General features: G+C 45.4%; 13 protein-coding genes. 3 read left to right on the forward strand and 10 right to left on the reverse strand.

Translation table 11 applies throughout. The features are described 5' to 3' along the window. Window positions 1-81: 81 nt before the first annotated feature. The 4 genes from R7P69_RS12345 to yfbV all read right to left on the reverse strand — a co-directional run bounded on the left by R7P69_RS12345 (window position 82) and on the right by yfbV (window position 3,731). On the reverse strand, window positions 82-876 hold the full coding sequence (locus R7P69_RS12345; RefSeq protein ID WP_238952044.1) for an ABC transporter ATP-binding protein: 795 nt from the start codon (window positions 874-876) through the stop codon (window positions 82-84). After that, complete coding sequence (locus tag R7P69_RS12350) at window positions 873-1,808, reverse strand: ABC transporter permease (RefSeq protein ID WP_318121601.1); 936 nt, start codon at window positions 1,806-1,808, stop codon at window positions 873-875. Before R7P69_RS12350 ends, R7P69_RS12345 begins: the two co-directional genes overlap by 4 nt. Window positions 1,809-1,982: 174 nt before the next feature. Next, window positions 1,983-2,948, reverse strand: coding sequence for an ABC transporter substrate-binding protein (locus R7P69_RS12355; RefSeq protein ID WP_017633858.1), 966 nt, complete (start codon window positions 2,946-2,948; stop codon window positions 1,983-1,985). 330 nt (window positions 2,949-3,278) lie between these two features. Then, window positions 3,279-3,731, reverse strand: a complete 453-nt coding sequence (yfbV, locus tag R7P69_RS12360) for a terminus macrodomain insulation protein YfbV (RefSeq protein WP_005380809.1) — start codon at window positions 3,729-3,731, stop codon at window positions 3,279-3,281. Between the two features lie 347 nt (window positions 3,732-4,078). Here yfbV and R7P69_RS12365 point away from each other — a divergent pair, with 347 nt between their 5' ends. The 3 genes from R7P69_RS12365 to R7P69_RS12375 all read left to right on the forward strand — a co-directional run bounded on the left by R7P69_RS12365 (window position 4,079) and on the right by R7P69_RS12375 (window position 8,321). Beyond that, complete coding sequence (locus R7P69_RS12365; protein ID WP_005380807.1) at window positions 4,079-5,275, forward strand: acetate kinase; 1,197 nt, start codon at window positions 4,079-4,081, stop codon at window positions 5,273-5,275. 136 nt (window positions 5,276-5,411) lie between these two features. Continuing rightward, a complete protein-coding gene (gene pta, locus R7P69_RS12370) occupies window positions 5,412-7,556 on the forward strand; it encodes a phosphate acetyltransferase (RefSeq protein WP_005380805.1) in 2,145 nt (714 codons plus the stop codon). 342 nt (window positions 7,557-7,898) lie between these two features. Further along, entirely contained in the window at window positions 7,899-8,321 is a 423-nt protein-coding gene (locus tag R7P69_RS12375; protein ID WP_005380804.1) for a hypothetical protein, read from the forward strand. A 114-nt stretch (window positions 8,322-8,435) separates the two neighbouring features. Here R7P69_RS12375 and R7P69_RS12380 read toward each other — a convergent pair whose 3' ends face one another. The 6 genes from R7P69_RS12380 to R7P69_RS12405 all read right to left on the reverse strand — a co-directional run bounded on the left by R7P69_RS12380 (window position 8,436) and on the right by R7P69_RS12405 (window position 15,185). Further along, window positions 8,436-9,383: a glutathione S-transferase family protein gene (locus tag R7P69_RS12380; RefSeq protein WP_213905679.1), complete on the reverse strand. Its 948-nt coding sequence runs from the start codon at window positions 9,381-9,383 to the stop codon at window positions 8,436-8,438. 167 nt (window positions 9,384-9,550) lie between these two features. Next, entirely contained in the window at window positions 9,551-10,564 is a 1,014-nt protein-coding gene (gene oppF / locus R7P69_RS12385) for a murein tripeptide/oligopeptide ABC transporter ATP binding protein OppF (protein ID WP_005387265.1), read from the reverse strand. After that, window positions 10,543-11,514 carry an ABC transporter ATP-binding protein gene (locus tag R7P69_RS12390; protein WP_005380792.1) on the reverse strand — a complete coding sequence of 324 codons (972 nt, stop codon included), beginning with the start codon at window positions 11,512-11,514 and terminating at the stop codon, window positions 10,543-10,545. Before R7P69_RS12390 ends, oppF begins: the two co-directional genes overlap by 22 nt. Window positions 11,515-11,541: 27 nt before the next feature. Continuing rightward, the gene (gene oppC / locus R7P69_RS12395) at window positions 11,542-12,444 is read right to left on the reverse strand and encodes an oligopeptide ABC transporter permease OppC (RefSeq protein ID WP_017633861.1); all 903 of its coding nucleotides are present in this window, start codon (window positions 12,442-12,444) and stop codon (window positions 11,542-11,544) included. A gap of 15 nt (window positions 12,445-12,459) precedes the next feature. Next, the gene (oppB, locus tag R7P69_RS12400; protein WP_005380786.1) at window positions 12,460-13,380 is read right to left on the reverse strand and encodes an oligopeptide ABC transporter permease OppB; all 921 of its coding nucleotides are present in this window, start codon (window positions 13,378-13,380) and stop codon (window positions 12,460-12,462) included. A 128-nt stretch (window positions 13,381-13,508) separates the two neighbouring features. Next, the gene (locus R7P69_RS12405) at window positions 13,509-15,185 is read right to left on the reverse strand and encodes an ABC transporter substrate-binding protein (protein WP_017633862.1); all 1,677 of its coding nucleotides are present in this window, start codon (window positions 15,183-15,185) and stop codon (window positions 13,509-13,511) included. Window positions 15,186-15,634 lie beyond the last annotated feature (449 nt).

Consider the following 15,634-nt stretch of genomic DNA (forward strand, 5'->3'; position numbering starts at 1 on the left):
TCCTCCCTGCGAGTTGACATATCAGCCAATTTTCGCAAGGAGGATCACACTTAGTAGGCGTAGTGACTTGTCGGATACCGCTTAGTTCAACAAAAGACTGTCATCTGCCAGCTCTTCACCACGCACTTTGGAGAACATATCCAACAAGTCTGGTACTTGCATGTTAGCGCGCTGCTCTCCAGCCACATCAAGCACAATTTCACCTTGGTGAAGCATTACGGTCCTATCGCCACATGCTAATGCGTCTTTCATCGAATGCGTCACCATCATCACGGTTAAATCGAACTCATCGACAATACGTTTAGTTAAGTCGATAACAAACGCCGCCATACGAGGATCAAGCGCAGCCGTGTGTTCATCAAGCAACAACAACTTACTCTCCGATAACGTCGCCATCACAAGGCTAACGGCTTGTCGTTGTCCACCAGACAGCAACCCAATGCTATCGCCCAAGCGGTCTTCTAAACCAAGACCGAGGATGCTAATTCGCTCTTGGAACAGCTTGCGACGTTTGGTAGAGAGCGCCAACCCCCAGCTGCGTTTTTTACCACGCATGTGCGCTAGAGCCATGTTCTCTTCTATCGTCAGTTCACCACAAGTCCCGGCCAATGGATCTTGAAACACTCGGGCGCATTGCGACGCACGTTGGGCAACCGTCTGCTTGGTGACGTCTTTGCCATCAATGATCACCTGACCACCTATCATCGGCGTCTCACCTGTCACCGCACCAAGCAACGTCGATTTTCCTGCGCCATTAGAACCAATCACGGTAAGAAATTGATGCTCTGGAACCTCTAAAGAGACGCCTTTCAATGCACGATTTTCCAAAATCGTCCCAGGGTTGAACGTGACCTGAATATTATTTAGTTCGATCATAATGCCTCCCCAGAACCATTTTTTGATGCCGCTTGTTTAGCATCAGTAACGCGTTGTTTCGCTCTCATGCTCTGTTTTAGCTTTGGAGCAATAAGCGCCACAGCCACCAATACTGCGGTAACCAGGTTGAGGTCTGAAGCTTGTAAACCAAACATGCCAGAGCTCAAAGCGAAAGCCACTGCAAGGCGATAAAGTACCGAACCGATGATGACCGCAAATACCGCAACCCAAATCTTGCGCCCGGGAATAAGGGTCTGCCCCAAAATCACAGCTGCCAAACCAACGACAATGGTGCCCACGCCAGAGGTCACATCCGCAAAGCTGTTCGTTTGTGCAAACAACGCGCCTGCGAATCCCACAAACCCGTTGGATAAAGCCAAGCCAAAGTAGGTATAAAAGCCAGTGCTCGCCCCTTGCGCAGAAACCATACGCGCATTCACACCCGTGGCTCGTAAACCAAGACCAAAGTCGCTGTTCAGCAGGCGAATGACAAAGAAAGCGGACACAAGAACTAAGACCCCAACAACCAGAGGGCGAATAAACATCGCATCGCCCAATGCTTCAAACGGAGTGAGAATCGTATCCTCTCCAAGCAACGCCATATTAGGTTTGCCCATAATACGAATATTAATTGAAAATGCAGCGATCATGGTAAGAATGGAAGCTAACAGGTGTAAAATACCACACCGAACAGCCAGAAAAGCGGTTACCCACCCCGTCATACTACCAGCTATCATCGCCATTATTGTCGCAAGCCAAGGATTAATACCTGCGACAATCGCCGTTGCAGCCACCGCCGCTCCCATTGGAAAGCTGCCATCCACACTCAAATCGGGGAAATCGAGAACACGGAACGTAAGATACACACCCAGAGCGACTAGGCCATAAATCAAGCCAATTTCGAGTGCACCAAAAAAAGCAAATGCAGACATAACTGCTCCTTTCTGCATGCTCAGGCTGGCTAATACCAACCTGAACTTAAGACTTCTAACGTATAATCCCCTTCTTCTCTAGCAGAATGCTCTACACGAGAAATCCGGCGAGTATCAATTTTGGGGCAAGCGTCTACCAACCAACGTGACAGGCTTAACCCCAAAAAGCGTTACTTATTGCATGCTTGTCGCACGTTCAACCACAGAACTTGGCAGCTTGATACCGAGCTTAGATGCTGCGCTTTCATTAATTACAAGGTCAGAGCCCGTCGCGACTTTTACATCCAGCTTGCCTGGTTCTTGACCATCAAGAATCGCCGCCACGTAATCCGCGGTTTGTACACCAACCTGGTAGTAGTCAAAACCTAAGCCTGCAATAGCACCCTTTTCGACATACGACGTCGCGCCACCAAATACAGGTTTCTTCGCTTGATTCGCTGCCACAATCATCCCTTCAATCGCACTTGCAACTGTATTGTCTGTTGGGGCGTAAAGAATGTCTGATTTCGCTGCAATCGCTTGAGTCGCAGACTGAACATCAGCACTTTTTAGTGCGGTCGCTTCAACCACTTGTATGCCTTTTGCTTTTGCGCTTTCTTTTAATAATTCAACTAAAGTCACGGCATTAGCTTCACCGGGATTAAATACAACCCCGATGCTTTTCACCTGAGGAAGAATTTCTTGGATGAGATCGACATGCTGAGCAACGGGTGAAAGATCAGACAGGCCAGTTACGTTTTTGCCTGGTTGTTCCATCGACTTAACCAATTTCGCACCAACCGGATCTGTTACCGCAGTAAAGACAACAGGAATAGAGCGAGTAGCCGACACCAAAGCTTGTGCCGAAGGTGTCGCGATGCCAACTAACACATCAGGATTTTCACCGACGTACTGACGGGCAATTTGCACCGCAATCGCTGGATTACCCTGTGCGGTCTTATAATCAAATTCTAGATTTTTGCCTTCTTCGTAGCCTTTCGCTTTCAAACCATCAAGCAATCCTTGGCGCGTCGCGTCTAACGCCGGGTGTTCGACAATCTGTGAAACTGCGACAGTTGCAGTGGCGGCCAGTACATTGGTAGAAGAGAAAATAGCAGTAGCTGATAGAACGGCAGTGGCTAATAAACGTTTCGTTTTCATCATAACTCCTTGATGTGACTTCGTCCTTGTTTCACGAGCTTTCAATATGTGTATCGACTCGTGAATTCAAATGTTTGAAGGCGGTATTGTTGTGTTCATATAACTGTGCACTTCTTGCGCATCTTGTTTTTATTATTACTACTAAGTCTTAGTAAAGAAAAGAAAGATTTAACACTAAAGCAACATTTGTGATCGGGGGGACTTCTTCATCCGGAAAGAATCTTTGGTAAACAAAGCTTCGCTCGCTTCATCAACGACCGTCAAAGTAGGTAATAGAGGCAGGATCAAAAATGGAGCGGCCAGTGCACACTCCATTTCAAACAATTTAAATTAGAACCAACGCTCTAATGACGATTTATCGAGCTGGCGAAACGCTCGGTTCAGTATTATCGCAAGCTCTTTGTAACGAGGGCGAGCTTTGACAGGCTCTAATGCAAAACCTGTTTCCACAATTTTTTGATGCAACTCCCGATACCAAGAGGCCAAAGAAGGCGGCAATTTCGTGTTGGATCGAGCACCAAGCCACCAAATGCCTTGAAGTGGCAAGCTAATCGCAAACAAGGCAACAACAATGGATTGAGGTAACGCGTGGTAATTGTTGAATGCCATTTGAGTGAGTACGCTGATCGCAGCAACGGCCGGCATGACTTTAATGCCAAAGCGAGTCGCCTTAATGATACGCTGTTCCGGAAATATGGCGCTTAGCTCTTTACGAACTGGCCAGATCTCCATGTAATTCTGGCCATCTTTCAGGCTATGGATCAATCCGACTTTATTACTCATACCGCTCTCTCACTAAAAAATAGTTGAACATTTCAACTGAAGGTACAAAAAATTGATGAAAGTTAATATTCTTTCAAATTTTTTTTGTTATCATTGCTTATTATCGCTATCCTTTGCAGACCCTCAATCTCATTGTTGCTGTTATTTACAATTTAAGCAACTCCGAGATATCTATCTGCACGGATCGCATCATAGTGATGGAAGGGTTCATCACTATTTCTTTATATGGAATTAGAACAATTTTTGACCAGGATTAGTGCGCAGCCTTCTGGGTATCGGCTATTCTTGTGATTAATTTTTCATTCTTTAACTGATTTTTTTATCAGACGAATAACAGGTAGTCATACATGTCTAAGCTAGTTTTAGTTTTAAACTGCGGTAGTTCTTCTCTTAAATTTGCCGTTGTTGATGCCGAGAACGGCGACGAGCACTTGTCAGGTCTTGCTGAGTGTCTTCACCTTCCTGAAGCTCGCATCAAGTGGAAACTTGATGGCAAGCACGAAGCTCAACTAGGCAATGGTGCAGCTCACGAAGAAGCACTAGCGTTTATGGTAGAAACTATTCTTGCTTCTAAGCCAGAGCTTAAAGCTAACCTAGGCGCAATCGGTCACCGTATCGTTCACGGCGGCGAGCAGTTCACTCAATCTGCACTAATTACTGATGAAGTTCTAAAAGGTATTCAAGACGCTGCAACATTTGCACCTCTTCATAACCCTGCTCACATCATCGGTATCGAAGCGGCTAAGAAAAACTTCCCAGAGCTGAAAAACGTTGCTGTATTTGACACTGCGTTCCACCAAACTATGCCTGAAGAGTCTTACCTATACGCTCTTCCATACAACCTATACAAAGAACACGGTATCCGTCGTTACGGCATGCACGGTACTTCTCACTTGTTCATCACTCGTGAAGTTGCAGGCCTACTAAACAAACCAGTTGAAGAAGTAAACATCATCAACTGTCACCTAGGTAACGGCGCATCTGTATGTGCGATCAAGAACGGTCAATCTGTAGACACTTCTATGGGTCTTACTCCACTTGAAGGTCTGGTAATGGGTACTCGCTGTGGCGACATCGACCCTGCTATCGTCTTCCACCTACACGACGCTCTAGGTTACTCTGTTGATCAAATCAACACGATGCTAACTAAAGAGTCTGGTCTTCAAGGTCTAACTGAAGTGACTTCTGACTGTCGTTTCGTTGAAGACAACTACGGTCAAAAAGAAGAAGCAACACGCGCAATGGACGTGTTCTGCCACCGTCTAGCTAAATACGTTGCGGGCTACACTGCTTCAATGGAAGGCCGTCTAGACGCAATCACTTTCACTGGCGGTATCGGCGAGAACTCTGGCCCTATCCGTGAAATGGTTCTAAACCGTCTTGGCATCTTCGGTATCGAAGTAGATAGCGAAGCTAACCTTAAAGCTCGCTTCGGCGGCGAAGGCGTTATCACGACTGAAAACAGCCGTATCCCTGCAATGGTTATCTCTACTAACGAAGAGCTAGTCATCGCTGAAGACACTGCTCGCCTGACAGGTCTTTAATTGAATTCCTGGCTAGCCACTCGGCTAGCCAGATTTTCATTCAAACGAATTTCTTAGGGGCTCAACTCCTATTCTTCGAGCTTCATGGAATAAGAGTTGAGCTTTTATCCCCCAAATAGCTAAAGGTACTCTACGAATGTCTCGTACTATTATGCTTATCCCTACTAGCGCAGGCGTTGGCCTAACAAGCGTTAGCATGGGTGTTCTTCGCGCTATGGAGCGTAAAGGCGTTAAAGTTTCTTTCTATAAGCCAATCTGTCAGCCACGTTCAGGTGGTGATCAGCCAGATCTGACTTCAACTATCGTTGGTCGTAACAGCGATATGAAGATCGGTGAACCAATGGCGATGTCTGTTGCTGAAAGCCTAATCGGTAACGACAACATGGACGAGCTGCTAGAAACCGTTGTTGAACGTTACAACCAAATCAACAAAGACGCAGACGTTACGCTAATCGAAGGTCTTGTACCTACTCGTAAGCACCCATTTGCAAACCAAGTAAACGCGGAAATCGCGGCAACACTTGGTGCAGAAATCGTGCTAGTTGCGACTCCAGGTACTGATAACCCTGCGCAACTGAAAGAGCGTATCGAAGTAGCATGTTCTAACTTCGGCGGCACTAAAAACAAAAACATCTCTGGTGTTATCATCAACAAGCTAAACGCTCCTGTTGACGAAGCTGGCCGTACTCGCCCTGACCTATCTGAAATCTTTGACGATGCAGACAGCGCGAAACAAAACGAATTGAAAGTGATGGAAATTTTTAACACTTCTCCAATTCGTGTACTAGGTTGTGTGCCATGGAGCATTGATCTGATTGCGACTCGTGCAATCGACATGGCTAAGCACCTGAAAGCAGATATCATCAACGAAGGTGACATCAACACTCGTCGCATCAAGAGCATCACTTTCTGTGCACGTTCTCTGCCAAACATGATTGAGCACTTCAAACCGGGCTCTCTACTTGTTACTTCTGCAGACCGTCCTGATGTTATCGTTGCTGCTTCTCTTGCTGCAATGAACGGTGTGGATATTGGTGCAGTACTGCTAACTGGCGGTTACGATATCCCTAGCGAAATCGAAGGCCTATGTAAACCAGCATTCGACACTGGTCTACCTATCTTCAAAGCACAAGGTAACACTTGGCAAACGTCTCTAAACCTACAGAGCTTCAGCATCGAAGTACCTGCAGACGATAAAGAGCGTATCGAGTTCATCAACGAACACGTTGCTGGCCACATCGACGGTAACTGGATCGAGTCTATGACTGAAGGCACTCAGAAGTCTCGTCGTCTAAGCCCACCAGCGTTCCGTTACCAGCTAACTGAACTTGCTCGTAAAGCAGGTAAGCGTATCGTTCTTCCAGAAGGTGACGAACCACGCACAGTTAAAGCAGCGGCAATCTGTGCTGAACGCGGCATTGCAGACTGTGTACTTCTAGGTAACCCAGATGAAATCCGTCGCGTAGCGGCTCAACAAGGCGTTGAGCTAGGTACTGGTGTAACTATCATTGATGCAGATGCTGTTCGTGAAAACTACGTTGCTCGCCTAGTTGAGTTGCGCGGTGCTAAAGGCATGACTGAAGTTGTGGCTCGTGAGAAGCTACAAGATTCAGTATTCCTAGGCACAATGATGCTTGAGAACGACGAAGTTGACGGCCTAGTTTCTGGTGCTGTTCACACTACGGCGAACACTATCGTTCCTCCGTTCCAAATCATCAAGACGGCACCAAATGCGTCTATCGTATCTTCAGTATTCTTCATGCTTCTGCCTGATCAAGTACTGGTTTACGGTGACTGTGCAATCAACCCAGATCCAACTGCTGAACAGCTTGCTGAAATCGCTATCCAATCTGCTGACTCTGCAGCAGCATTTGGTATCGAACCACGCGTTGCAATGATCTCTTACTCTACAGGTGAATCTGGTAAGGGTGCAGACGTTGATAAAGTACGTGAAGCAACAAAACTGGCTCAAGAGAAACGTCCTGATCTTATCATTGACGGCCCTCTACAGTACGACGCTGCTATTATGGAAAACGTTGCTGCTTCTAAAGCACCAAACTCTCCAGTTGCAGGTAAAGCGACAGTATTTGTATTCCCAGACCTAAACACGGGTAACACAACTTACAAAGCGGTACAACGTTCAGCTGACCTAGTATCTATCGGTCCAATGCTGCAAGGTATGCGTAAGCCTGTAAACGACTTGTCTCGTGGCGCGCTAGTAGACGACATCGTGTACACCATCGCTCTAACAGCTATCCAAGCAGACCAAGAAGCTAAATAATCGCTTCTGACATCTAGTTGGATATAGATACAAAGCCCTCGATTCGTCGAGGGCTTTTTCTATTGCTGGCCAGAACACTTATTTGTTTTTTATACCAATCACTGCACAACCTATAATTACTGGTGCACAAAGCTTTTCTCCCTATCGCCCCCCATACCTAATCGACATTGCTCGTGCTTGTTCTTACACCGATTGACCCACTCCCAAAAAATGCATTGGCTCCAAAGCAGCACGGTCCTGTTCAATTTATCGACATTATTTACGTTTTAGCTAAACTTTTTTGCTAGGAAATACGTAAAAGCTACTGCAATGCAAAAACTCATTGACTGCTAAGGAATATATATGAAGGATTTCATCAATACATCACTGATAAAGTTTGGTTTAGCTGCGTTTCTGATTAGTTTTTCTTCATTCAGCTTTTCCGCCCCGAGTATTAAAGGCGTCGATCAAGATATGTCCGGAGGAACGGTGACCGCTGAAATGGCTCATGCTGATGACAATGGGTGGATGGTTGTCCACCGAACAGACGAATCAATGAAGCCTGGTCCTGTTATCGGCTACGCTCCGTTAAAAATGGGAAAGAATGAAAACGTAAATGCAATTTTGATGGAACCAGTAGAATCAGGCGATATGCTGATGTTAATGGTCCACGGAGAGAAAGGTGGCATGAAGACTGGCGTGTTTGAGTATACGCTCGGCGCTAAAGAGGACGGTCCTGTAAAAGTGGACGGAAAGCTAGTGATGGACATCGTACGCGCTAAGTAAGGTGGCGATGAATGAAAAAGTAAACTTCCTACTCCAGGTATTTAGATGACACAAAAGTACTTAACGGCATTACTAACCGTTAAGTACTTTTTCATTTGCGATGGAAGCAGCAAACTAGCCAATACTTTCTCTTCCATGAGGAGTATTTAGGTCTAAATCAGGCCCTTTGGGTACAACTTGCGTCGGATTAATCCCAGTGTGGCTGAAGTAGTAGTGGCGTTTAATGTGATAGAAATCCGTCGTTTCTTCGACGCCTTCGACTTGATATAACTCTTTTAAGTAGCCTTGTATATTTTCGTAGTCTGCGATGCGCTGCTTGTTACACTTGAAATGCCCCACATACACCGCATCAAAACGAATAAGAGTCGTAAACAAACGCCAATCAGCCTCAGTAATTGTGTTCCCTGCTAAGTAACGATGCGTCGCTAAGTGAGCATCGATTTTATCTAACGCATTAAACAAAGAATCAAACGCTTCTTCATACGCCTCTTGTGTAGTCGCGAAGCCACAACGATACACTCCGTTGTTGACATTCGGATAAACAAAATCGTTCCACTCATCAATAACGTGTTTTAGATGATCTGGATAGTAGTCGTCGTGATTCCCTGTTAACGCATTGAATTCCGAATTGAACATGCGAATGATCTCTGACGACTCGTTTGACACAATAGTATTGGTCTTTTTATCCCAAAGTACAGGCACGGTTACGCGGCCCGTGTAATCGGGTTTGGCCTGCGTGTAAATTTGATACATGCGCGTGTGACCAAACAATGGCTCAGGAAGCCCCATTTGCCAACCTTGGCTGAGCATATCAGGGCAAACGACCGTGACATCAATATGTGGTTCTAAACCTTTCAGCTTGCGGAAAATGAGGGTTCGATGTGCCCACGGACAAGCAAGAGAGACATACAAATGGTATCGACCGGACTCTGGTGTAAACTCCGCATCAGGGTCGCTTTTAACCCAGTTACGGAATCCGGCATCTTCGCGCACAAATTTGCCACCATTTGATTTTGTGTCATACCAGACATCTTGCCAAACACCTTCAACCAACTTACCCATGATTGCTCTCCTCTCGTTCTGTTTGTGTCTATATTAGCGTTTCCTATCAAACAGAGAATCATCGAACTTAGGACATCATGTTCAAGAAATTCGAATGTATAAATCAGACACATAAAAAAAGCGCGACCCGATGAAGGTGTCGCGCTTAAGCCCGTCACAGGCTGAATTTATACACTAACGTGTAAACAAGATACCGCGTGAACGTCATTACCTAAAATGGTTGGCTTCGTCTTCGCACACTCTTCGGTTGCTTGTGGGCAACGAGTGCGGAATACACAACCCGACGGTGGGTTGATAGGTGAAGGAAGATCACCCTCTAGCATTTGGATTTTCTTGTTGCGCTCAATATCCGGGTCCGGGATCGGAACCGCAGACATCAGCGCACGCGTATATGGGTGCTTAGGATCAGCAAACAGAGCCTCGGCCTCGCCAAGTTCCACGGCATTACCTAAATACATAACTAAAACGCGATCTGAAATGTGTTTAACGACAGACAAGTCATGCGCAATGAATACCAGAGAAAGCCCTAACTCTTTTTGAATCTCTTTAAGTAGGTTAACCACCTGAGCTTGAATAGATACATCAAGCGCCGATACTGGCTCGTCACAAATGATCATCTTAGGCTTAAGGATAAGCGCACGCGCTATCCCGATACGCTGACACTGACCACCCGAGAACTCGTGTGGGTAACGGTTAATCACGTTAGGTAATAGGCCAACTTTCGCCATCATCTCTTTAACGCGATCTTTCACTTCCTGCTTAGACAGTTCTGGATAGAATGTCTCAAGAGGTTCAGCAATGATATCACCAACAGTCATACGCGGATTCAGCGATGCCAATGGGTCTTGGAAAATCATCTGAATTTCTTTACGCGTCTCACGGCGCTGAACGCTTTTCATTTTAGTAAGGTCTTGACCCAACCAAACTACTTGGCCGTCAGTAGCTTCAACCAGACCAATGATGGCACGAGCAAACGTCGATTTACCACAACCTGATTCACCTACTACACCAAGCGTTTCCCCTTCGTATAGTCGAACGTTCACGCCATCTACCGCTTTCAGGCTCGAAGGCTTTGACCACGGCCATGCCGACTTTGAGGCAATGCTGAAGTGAACTTTCAGCTCAGAAATGTCCAGAATTAGTTTTTTGTCTACTGCGTTCATTTGTTCCAAGCCTCCCATTCAGAAAAACATGCACGCTGACGACCATCACCAAATGGTGTCAGAATTGGCGCCTCGCGCTTACAACGATCCATCACACGGTGACAGCGCTCTTGATAAGGGCAGCCCGGCGGTAGACGAAGCAAGTTTGGTGGATTACCAGGAATGGTCGGCAGAATTTCACCCTCAGTATCGAGGCGAGGAATCGCCTTCAGCAGCCCCTCCGCATAAGGATGGCTTGGATTGTAGAAAATTTCGTTTACGTTGCCGTACTCCATAGTACGGCCTGCATACATCACCAGCACCTTGTCACACGAACCTGCAACTACACCAAGGTCGTGCGTGATCATGATGATCGCTGTGTTGAACTCAGATTTCAGCTCATTCAACAAGTCCATGATCTGTGCTTGTACCGTCACATCAAGTGCTGTTGTTGGCTCATCGGCAATAAGCAGTTTAGGACGACATAACAACGCCATCGCGATCATTACACGCTGACGCATACCGCCTGAAAACTCATGCGGGTACATCGTGATACGCTTACGCGCTTCAGGGATTTTTACCGCTTCCAGCATGCGTACTGATTCTTCAAATGCTTCCGCTTTGCCCATGCCTTTGTGCAGCATAAGCACTTCCATCAACTGATCACTCACTTTCATGTAAGGGTTCAGTGATGTCATTGGGTCTTGGAAGATCATTGCGATCTGTTCCGCACGCACTTTGTTCAGTTCTTTTTCTGGTAAGTTTAGGATTTCTTTGCCTTCAAACTTTGCGCTACCAGAAATAATACCGTTCTTAGCCAAAAGGCCCATGATTGCGAATACGGTTTGAGATTTACCTGATCCCGACTCTCCAACGATACCTAAGGTTTCGCCTTGGTTGAGAGAGAAGTTCAAATCGTTTACTGCGGTTACGATACCATCTTGCGTGGTGAATTCGACGCGCAGATCTTTGACATCTAATAAGCTCATCATTGCTTCCTTAATCTTATCTTTTAATTATCTGTCTTTTGGATCCAGCGCATCGCGCAGGCCGTCACCAACGTAGTTGAAGCAGAATAGCGTCACAACCATGAACACTGCTGGGAATGCCAGCTGCCAGATTGCTACTTCCATTGTCTGTGCACCTTCTTGTAGAAGAGCGCCCCAACTTGTCATTGGTTCCTGAACACCAAGACCAAGGAATGATAGGAATGATTCCGTTAGAATCATACTTGGGATAAGCAGCGTAGAGTATACCGCTACAATACCCAGTACGTTCGGTACGATATGACGAGTAATGATTTTCCAGTTGCTTACACCACACACATGTGCCGCTTCGATAAACTCCTTGCTACGTAGACTAAGAGTCTGACCACGTACGATACGCGCCATATCTAGCCATGCGATAGCACCAATCGCAACGAAGATCAGCATGATGTTACGACCGAAGAATGTTACCAGTACAATCACCAGGAACATAAACGGTACCGCGTATAAAATTTCTAGAATACGCATCATTACGCGGTCAACTTTACCGCCGATGAAACCAGATGCTGCGCCGTAGAGCGTACCAATCAGTACCGCTACAAATGCACCCATAACACCTACCATCAACGAAATACGACCTCCAATTAGCGTACGCACGTATAAATCACGGCCTAAGCTGTCAGTACCAAACCAATGGTCAGCATTCGGTGCAACGTGCATCGCGTACCAGTCAGTATCATCAAATGTGTACGGTGCGATCATTGGCAGGATAATAACCGCCAACGTCATTAGAACAAGAAGGAATAAGCTCACCATCGCCGCTTTGTTGCGCATGAAACGGATACGAGCATCTTGCCAAAGACTGCGACCTTCAATCTCCAAGTTTTCGGAGAATTTCTCAATCGCTTCTAGGTTTTCTTTTTTCGTTAACATAACCAAACGTCCCTGTTAGTAGCGAATTTTCGGGTCAATCATTGCAAGTAAAATATCTACAATCGCGTTGAATAGAATGAATAGGAAACCAATCAGAATGGTTACCCCCATTACTAGCGAGTAGTCACGGTTAAACGCAGCGTTAACGAATAGTTTACCAATACCAGGCAGACCAAAAATGGTTTCGATAACAACGGAACCGGTGATGATACCTACGAAAGCTGGACCCATGTAAGAAACAACAGGGAGAAGTGCCGGCTTAAGAGCGTGTTTGATAATGATATAACGGTAACTTAAACCTTTAGCACGTGCCGTACGAATAAAGTTACTGTTTAGGGTTTCGATCATCGAACCACGCGTAATACGAGCAAAGGTAGCAACATACAGTAGCGACATACCAATAACAGGAAGCACTAAATACTGCCAGCTACCATCTTGCCAACCGCCCGCAGGGAAGATATTCCAGTGAAGCGAGAATATGTAAATAAGCGCAGGCGCTAATACAAAGGATGGCATTACCACACCAAGCATCGCAGTCGACATAATGGTGTAATCAATCCAAGTATTTTGCTTGAGCGCAGCAATGGTACCGACAGTAACCCCCATTATCAAAGTAAAGATAAAGGCGATGAAGCCCACTTTAGCCGAAACAGGTAAGGCAACCGCGATCAGCTCGTTTACTGAGTAATCAAGGTATTTAAATGACGGTCCGAAATCACCTTGGATAACATTGGTCAAATACGTGGTGTATTGTTCAAATACAGGTTTATCCAAGCCATATTTAGCTTCGATATTTGCCATTACTTCGGGTGGCAATGGACGCTCTGTCGAGAACGGGTTTCCCGGTGCAAAGCGCATAAGAAAGAAAGATACGGTGATCAAAACCAACATTGTTGGGATCGCCTCAAATATCCTTTTTGCGATGAATTTAAGCATAAACTCACTCTTTCAGTCTGTGACAGTTAAATTAAAGAAGTCGTCCAATTCTTTTGGACTAAAGATAGGCGCTACATGCAATTTCTCACATGTAGGGCCTCATTTTTATAGTTCTATCGAGTTACGAATTACTCTGTGATGTAGAGATCTTTAGAGTAAATCTTGTCTTCCGCGTTATTTACTGGGAAGCCACCAACTTTCGGTGATAGTAGACGTGATTTCACGTACTGGTAGATAGGTGCGATTGGCATATCTTTTGCCATCAACTTCTCTGCTTCTAGGTAAAGCGCTTGACGCTCTTCGTCAGAAGTTGAAGCAAATGCTTTGTTCATGATCGCATCGTACTCTTTGCTGTCGTAGTGAATACCACCAGTAGTGTTATTACTCATCATCAGCGTTAGGAAAGATGAAGCTTCGTTGTAGTCGCCACACCAACCTGCACGAGCAACCTCAAAGTTGCCAGAATCTTTGGTAGATAGGTAAGTTTTCCACTCTTGGTTTTCTAGCGTAACGTCTAGACCAAGTGTCTTCTTCCACATTGAACCCAGTGCAACCGCAAGTTTCTTGTGGTTCTCTGATGTATTGTATAGAAGGTTAAATTCAAGAGGGTTGTCTGCGCCGTAACCCGCTTCTTCCAATAGACGCGCAGCTTCTGCGTTACGCTCTTCTTGCGTCATTTTGCCGTATGCAGGAATTTCTGGGTTGAAACCTGCCGTAATTTCAGGTGTTAGGAAGTAAGCTGGCTTTTGACCTTGACCTAAAATCGCATCGGTCACAATGTTACGGTCAATCGCATAAGAAATCGCTTTACGCACACGAACATCATCAAACGGCTTTTTCTTCGTATTGAAGATGTAGTAGTAAGTACATAAGTTACCGGTTACAGACACTTCTTGTGGGTGCTCTTTCTTCAGACGCTTGAAGTGCTCTGTAGGCAGCTCGTTCGTGAAGTCGATTTCACCCGCTAGGAAGCGGTTCATTTCCGCTACTTGGTTCTCGATTGGTAGGAAAGTAACTTGGTCAAGCGTCGTGTTTTCGTTGTCCCAGTACTGTTCGTTACGTTTTAGAACCAAACGCTCGTTTACAACCCAGTTGTCAACAACATAAGCACCGTTACCTACAAAGTTCTCTGGCTTCGTCCATTGATCGCCGAACTTTTCAACAGTTGCTTGATGAACAGGTTTCACTGTCGTGTGGCCCATCATCATTACAAAATATGGTACTGCAGTATCTAACTCAACCACTAACGTGTGATCGTCAACCGCTTTAACACCTAACTCGCTCTTATCTTTTTTACCCGCAACAATGTCTTTTGCGTTCTTCATCTTGGTGTATTCCATGTACCAAGCATATGGAGAGGCGGTTGCTGGATCGACTGCGCGTTGGAAGCTGTAAACAAAATCACCTGCAGTGACAGGATCACCGTTTGACCATTTTGCGTCTTCACGTAAGTGGAAAGTGTATGTTTTGTTGTCTTCAGTTTCCCAAGATTCTGCAACACCAGGGATAGTGTTACCGTCCGCATCTTGGTTTACAAGGCCTTCAAGAAGATCGCGAATCACGTGGGATTCTGGAACACCTTGAGATTTATGAGGGTCTATTGTCGCAACTTCTGTACCGTTACCACGCACCAATTCTTGAACAGCAGCAAGTTTTGGCTCTTTAGAATCAGATTTAGCTTCAGGGGCTGGAGCCGGAGCAGGCTCAGCAGCTTGTTTCTCCGCAGGCTTTTCACCACAACCAGCTAGAGCGAGAGAAAGACCAGCACCAATAAATAAAGCGCGCGTGATTTTATTCTTATACATGCGTAAAACTCCAAATTTTTTCGTTAGCATCCATGACTTCTTTGTAAGGGCCTGGAACGGTCAGAGTTTTAGATTTTTTTAGTGCACTTTCTGAGCACAAAAGTCTAAAACCTTACAAAGACTGCGGCACACATTAGCAATCATTGAAGTAATTTGCCATAAAAATGTAGCAAAAAAACCAATAATGCTGACTAAACCACACATATCTAGCAGTAAACTCCAACCCCAAAGCATTCACCAGCCAAATAAAGACCAGAAGCGACATTTAACAGGCGAAACTTTCGATTAATCTGAGTTTAAACCATTTACTAGCATCTTATGCTAGATATTTACACATCATTTAACATTTATGACAAATCAAGTCTAACAAATAATTGTTTATATATTGGGCAAAAAACTTTTATTGTGAAGAATATCACCAGACAAAAGATAGGAAATATTGAAACAAA

The organism is Vibrio sp. 661 (assembly GCF_033339315.1).
Lineage (GTDB): Bacteria > Pseudomonadota > Gammaproteobacteria > Enterobacterales > Vibrionaceae > Vibrio > Vibrio alginolyticus.

Excerpts from the sequence above, each read along its gene's own strand:
- R7P69_RS12345 (WP_238952044.1), bottom strand. The coding sequence starts at position 876 with ATGATCGAACTAAATAATATTCAGGTCACGTTCAACCCTGGGACGATT.
- R7P69_RS12350 (WP_318121601.1), bottom strand. The coding sequence starts at position 1,808 with ATGTCTGCATTTGCTTTTTTTGGTGCACTCGAAATTGGCTTGATTTAT.
- R7P69_RS12355 (WP_017633858.1), bottom strand. The coding sequence starts at position 2,948 with ATGAAAACGAAACGTTTATTAGCCACTGCCGTTCTATCAGCTACTGCT.
- yfbV (WP_005380809.1), bottom strand. The coding sequence starts at position 3,731 with ATGAGTAATAAAGTCGGATTGATCCATAGCCTGAAAGATGGCCAGAAT.
- R7P69_RS12365 (WP_005380807.1), top strand. The coding sequence starts at position 4,079 with ATGTCTAAGCTAGTTTTAGTTTTAAACTGCGGTAGTTCTTCTCTTAAA.
- pta (WP_005380805.1), top strand. The coding sequence starts at position 5,412 with ATGTCTCGTACTATTATGCTTATCCCTACTAGCGCAGGCGTTGGCCTA.
- R7P69_RS12375 (WP_005380804.1), top strand. The coding sequence starts at position 7,899 with ATGAAGGATTTCATCAATACATCACTGATAAAGTTTGGTTTAGCTGCG.
- R7P69_RS12380 (WP_213905679.1), bottom strand. The coding sequence starts at position 9,383 with ATGGGTAAGTTGGTTGAAGGTGTTTGGCAAGATGTCTGGTATGACACA.
- oppF (WP_005387265.1), bottom strand. The coding sequence starts at position 10,564 with ATGGGAGGCTTGGAACAAATGAACGCAGTAGACAAAAAACTAATTCTG.
- R7P69_RS12390 (WP_005380792.1), bottom strand. The coding sequence starts at position 11,514 with ATGAGCTTATTAGATGTCAAAGATCTGCGCGTCGAATTCACCACGCAA.
- oppC (WP_017633861.1), bottom strand. The coding sequence starts at position 12,444 with ATGTTAACGAAAAAAGAAAACCTAGAAGCGATTGAGAAATTCTCCGAA.
- oppB (WP_005380786.1), bottom strand. The coding sequence starts at position 13,380 with ATGCTTAAATTCATCGCAAAAAGGATATTTGAGGCGATCCCAACAATG.
- R7P69_RS12405 (WP_017633862.1), bottom strand. The coding sequence starts at position 15,185 with ATGTATAAGAATAAAATCACGCGCGCTTTATTTATTGGTGCTGGTCTT.